The sequence below is a fragment of the Prevotella veroralis DSM 19559 = JCM 6290 genome (assembly GCF_000377625.1).
Lineage (GTDB): Bacteria > Bacteroidota > Bacteroidia > Bacteroidales > Bacteroidaceae > Prevotella > Prevotella veroralis.
The window spans coordinates 1-4,371 of record NZ_KB898349.1 but is presented as its reverse complement, the minus strand read 5'-3'; the positions used below and the strand labels follow the sequence as shown (position 1 = coordinate 4,371).

At 36.0% G+C, this 4,371-nt stretch carries 3 protein-coding genes, 4 tRNA genes and 1 pseudogene; 2 read left to right on the top strand and 6 right to left on the bottom strand.

Features of this window, described 5'->3' with window-relative positions:
* Positions 1 to 168 (top strand): annotated as a pseudogene (locus D464_RS14050) (IS982 family transposase); the annotation flags it as partial.
* A 55-nt stretch (positions 169 to 223) separates the two neighbouring features.
* Here D464_RS14050 and D464_RS0112310 read toward each other — a convergent pair.
* The 6 genes from D464_RS0112310 to D464_RS0112285 form a co-directional block, all read right to left on the bottom strand.
* Positions 224 to 295: transfer RNA gene (locus tag D464_RS0112310), tRNA-Glu, on the bottom strand.
* A gap of 30 nt (positions 296 to 325) precedes the next feature.
* Positions 326 to 400 (bottom strand) — tRNA-Glu (locus tag D464_RS0112305).
* 29 nt (positions 401 to 429) lie between these two features.
* Positions 430 to 516: transfer RNA gene (locus D464_RS0112300), tRNA-Ser, on the bottom strand.
* Positions 517 to 920: 404 nt separating this feature from the next.
* Positions 921 to 1,109 carry a hypothetical protein gene (locus D464_RS0112295; protein WP_051076977.1) on the bottom strand — a complete coding sequence of 63 codons (189 nt, stop codon included), beginning with the start codon at positions 1,107 to 1,109 and terminating at the stop codon, positions 921 to 923.
* Positions 1,110 to 1,265: 156 nt separating this feature from the next.
* Positions 1,266 to 1,811, bottom strand: a complete 546-nt coding sequence (locus tag D464_RS0112290) for a hypothetical protein (RefSeq protein WP_244264096.1) — start codon at positions 1,809 to 1,811, stop codon at positions 1,266 to 1,268.
* 99 nt (positions 1,812 to 1,910) lie between these two features.
* On the bottom strand, positions 1,911 to 2,342 hold the full coding sequence (locus D464_RS0112285; protein WP_018911619.1) for a hypothetical protein: 432 nt from the start codon (positions 2,340 to 2,342) through the stop codon (positions 1,911 to 1,913).
* 1,691 nt (positions 2,343 to 4,033) lie between these two features.
* On the opposite strand from D464_RS0112285, the gene D464_RS0112270 reads away from it, so the two are divergent.
* Positions 4,034 to 4,118, top strand: a tRNA-Ser gene (locus D464_RS0112270).
* Positions 4,119 to 4,371: the final 253 nt, after the last annotated feature.

Below are 4,371 nucleotides of genomic sequence, written 5' to 3'. Positions count from 1 at the left end.
GTGAATGATGAACTTAAGAACATTGCACAAGTAGAGCACTCCAGACATAGATGCTTTGACAATTTCATCGTCAACTTATTAGGAGCCATTGCCGCCTATTGTCTGTTTCCAAAGAAGCCGTGCATCAATATACAAAGAACCATGGACACACAGCTTGCATTGTTCTGAATTCGTCGAACTCACGTTAAAATAAATAAAGCTCCACCAAAAGGAAGAGCTTCTGTAGTCGATAGGGGAATCGAACCCCTATGCCAAGATTGAGAATCTTGTATCCTAACCGTTAGATGAATCGACCGGAATAGCAACTTGACTCAAATGTAAGGGATGGTAGTCGATAGGGGAATCGAACCCCTATGCCAAGATTGAGAATCTTGTATCCTAACCGTTAGATGAATCGACCAGGGTTGCATCTAAGTCTGTTGAGTAATGCGGAAGGAGGGGGATTCGAACCCCCGGTACGCTTACGCGCACGGCAGTTTAGCAAACTGCTGGTTTCAGCCACTCACCCATCCTTCCTAAAAAGTATGTTAGCTGAATTACTTAACACCAACTCAAATGCGGGTGCAAAGGTAATGCTTTAATTTGATTTCTCAAAATTTTATCATGTTATTTTTCGTTTCCTTATAAAAAACATGGTTTCTCTTTTCTTCTTCTTTACCCTCTTCTCTGATAGTTCCAACTTGTTTCCTTTAATTCACGATTCATTATTTACAACTCAAAGTTATGATTAGATTTCGGTTGACGAATGGATGAGTTGGCTGGTTACCAAGTTATTAGTTCTATTGAATGTAGTGCCACAAGTAGGGACAGACTCCCTCGTCTGTCCGCATATTGTTATGCTTTTCTTCAAAAGTAAGTCATTGAGACAATATGTCTTTGGGGTACCTTTTCTCTTTGCATATCCTCCGGTTCTCCAGTACCTATGTTCTATCAGTCCCGTGTTTGCGCTCATCACGCCCCGTGTCTGGCACCAACACAGGAGGAGTGGAGGCTAACTTGAAACGTATTCTTATTCTGTCTGTCTCTGAAGTCTTTCCTGTTAAGCCCTCACTCTCTATGTGAAGAGGGAGGAGTGAAGCCATTTTTGTTTTTACTGTCACTACTGTCATCTTATTGTTGTGTACAAGTGGTTGATAATAAGAGATATAACTCAAATGTTAAAAGTGACAGCAACTAAAATTAAAACTATATTAGTGAACGATCAGCTCATTCGATCGTCAATTTTAAACTAATCACAATTTTGAATCATGAATTATGACAATCCATCAGATGATATCGACCTTTTTGATACGTTTTTGGGCTAAGTCCAAAAGAATAAGAATGTTATCATACCTCGCTCTGTTCCTTTCTTGTATTAATGAAATGATATGTATTCCTTTTGCTGGAGCATATATTCCTTTTGTCTGGCTTGCTGGGTGAGAGATATAATAATATTTATAAAGATTGACCAAAACGAAGATTCCGTCTTGATTGGTATATGCTAAATATTGTCTGAAATAATTATCTATATTCAAGTGTATTGCTTTGAGGGACTGCTCTTTCGGTATCTGATTATTTAAGATAGACTTTATTTCCGCCAAATCATTCTCGGAGAGTTCATAATACTGCCTTCCCTTCCCGTAAAAAGGAGTTCCGTTATTATATGTAGCAGTGGCTATCATCGGAATATCCAAGTTCTCTTTCGGGACTTCTGTAGCACATATCTTTTCGTATAATGCGCTGTCTGCGTTTATCTTTTGTACCTTTTTGTGAGTGCATCCTGTGTATATAACAGCAAAGACAACCAATAAAATATAATTCAATTTATACATTGCTTTCTTTTCTATTTTGCCTTTGTGGAATTGATTTTGTATATAGTAATTCGTTGATAGCGATATATGGACATCCATAAAATAAGTAACTTATCATCATTATCCATTCATTGAATGTTCGTTTCTTTCGCCATGATAGTGTTTGATATAGAATCTTAATCCGAGTATTGCGAGCAAGCCTAAAGAGAGAATCCCCAATCTGACGTAATTATCTCCAGCTTCATCATAAATGAGCGTGTCATTCCATTTGTTATAATATATAGGTCTTTGTAGCTTCCCTTCATTTATCTCCTTCCTACTTACAGTGATGGTATATTCTTTCCCCAAATAACGTATGATGTTATATGATGTTACGTTTATTGCTCCATTATGTCTGGATACTATTTTATATGTCCTGATGGGACCATTCTTTATGGCTTCTCTTTCATAATAGATGGCAATGATGCTATAAAAGAAATATATACCACATCCCACGGTAATTAGTAAAAGGTATTTACGTGCCTGCTTATATTCTATTTTATTTATCGTCATAATCTTTTGATTGAAATTACTTGTACCTCCTTTTATTTTATCTCTATATTTGAAACGTTGATCTTAATAGATGTTTGCGATCTGTTCTTATATCGAAAGCAAATATACAACTTTATTCGTGATTTGTTAGCTTGTTCCCCCGTCCACTCATTTCTTTTAACAATATCCAAAGATTAACAGTTTCAAAAGAAGTAATAGCAAAACCATTAATGAGACATGCAAGGTATGTATCGCAAAGAACTTATATGTAAAAGTCTTTCCGGGATTCTTATCCTTATAAAAAAGAATAAAGGAAATATTTAGGCTAAGTAAAAAGAGGAAGACAACGGATAGTATGGGAATTAAAGTGAATAGAAATCTCTCCATAAATATAGCCCAAGGGTGTTCTTTGAATGCGTGCATACTTGACGAGCCATCTAATGTAAACAATGCAAGGAAGCATGCAAAGGGAAACTCTAAGGCGAGTAATATTACGTTAAGATATTTGTCTTTTCTTTGTAACATATAGGTAAATATCGGTCTTATCTTATGTCTTCTCTTTCAAAGAAATACGCGATTATCTTTAATTAAATCATTATTTACATTTGAAAGTGTTATTCCTCTCAGGTACAAATATACCTTTTTTAAATCAATATGAATAGTATTTCCCAAACAAAATATGGTTGTTGTTGGAAATAAAGAAAGCCTTTCTTTAATCTGAAGAAACGCTTTCTTCAGATGGAGAAGAGGCTTCCTTGAATTACACAAGGGCATCGCCTGTCGTGCGTTCTTATGTTCCGCAATAAACTTTGTGTTCCTGTTATGTTCTATTTAATCCATTTTTTCTGTGATTAAGATGTGTACAGCGGTACATTATTTTTGTCATTTTCGAATAGATGATAGGTAGGGTGGGGCATGTGATGTCGACCTTATATTCGGTGGAACGACGTTATCTATTCCTTAATTATAATAAACGGCAAGTGGTTTATGATAGGAGTATTATTGCCAATATACTTAAGTTGGGCTGATAGTGTGTATGTTGGTGGGTTGAAACGTTATCAGACAATGGGTAAACTGGTGCTAGCTATGGAAATGGGGGGCGTGCTTATATATGTTTTCTCTTATCCGAATGATCCTTATTGTGGGTGAGTTGATTTAGATATGACATCTTACCCATTGGTAAAGAGTTTTCCCAAAAATTGATAAATATTCCATGTGAATATCTGCATGGGAATCTGAATTCGTTTGTGATAAGCTTAGCGAAGTGTTTAATTCGCTCAAGTCTCTGATCCACTTTATTGCATCTTATCCCTATTATGGGCTGGGGAGTCGTGCGAAGAACTAAATCAATTTTGCTGTCATAAGTGTCATGCGTTTAATGATGATAAGTAGTTGATGATAAAGATGTTAGCAAAAGTGTTAAAAATGACAGCAACTTAAATCATAAATTAAATAGGTGTTTCTGTAAGAATATTCGTTATTTCCAACCACTCAAGTCCTTTCATTTTAGGGATGGGGTGGGGGAGTACTCTATTATTCATGCTATCGTTTATTACTTTCTTCCCCAATTTATAACTTATTAAGCCGATTCTTTGCTCTTAAAAGTACTTTTCTTGAAAAAAATATCTAATTATTTTGCAGTTAAAGAATTTATTCCTATCTTTGCACTCGCTTTCTATAAGGAAGCAGGTTGACTACAATAGTTACTTTCTGGAGAGATGGTAGAGTGGTCGATTACAACGGTCTTGAAAACCGTCGTACCGAGAGGTACCGGGGGTTCGAATCCCTCTCTCTCCGCTAATAGGCTTCAAAAGGACTTCACAAAGGTTGTCAATTTAGCCTTCAAAAATTAGCTAATCGTTGTAAAATCAAGGTTTTACAACGATTTTTCTTTGTATATACCTCTATCGCCTGACGGCATAACCCTATGTTTTGACAGTCATCATTCGGTCAAATTCTGCTACATAAACTGCTACACAAAAATTGTAGCAATAAAAAATGTAGCAGTGACGGGATTCTGAATACCATATTGACGGCATCAATTCTTTCT

Bases quoted from the DNA above. Each gene is read 5' to 3' on its own strand.
- D464_RS0112295 (WP_051076977.1), bottom strand. From the start codon at position 1,109: ATGACAGTAGTGACAGTAAAAACAAAAATGGCTTCACTCCTCCCTCTT.
- D464_RS0112285 (WP_018911619.1), bottom strand. From the start codon at position 2,342: ATGACGATAAATAAAATAGAATATAAGCAGGCACGTAAATACCTTTTA.
- D464_RS0112290 (WP_244264096.1), bottom strand. From the start codon at position 1,811: ATGTATAAATTGAATTATATTTTATTGGTTGTCTTTGCTGTTATATAC.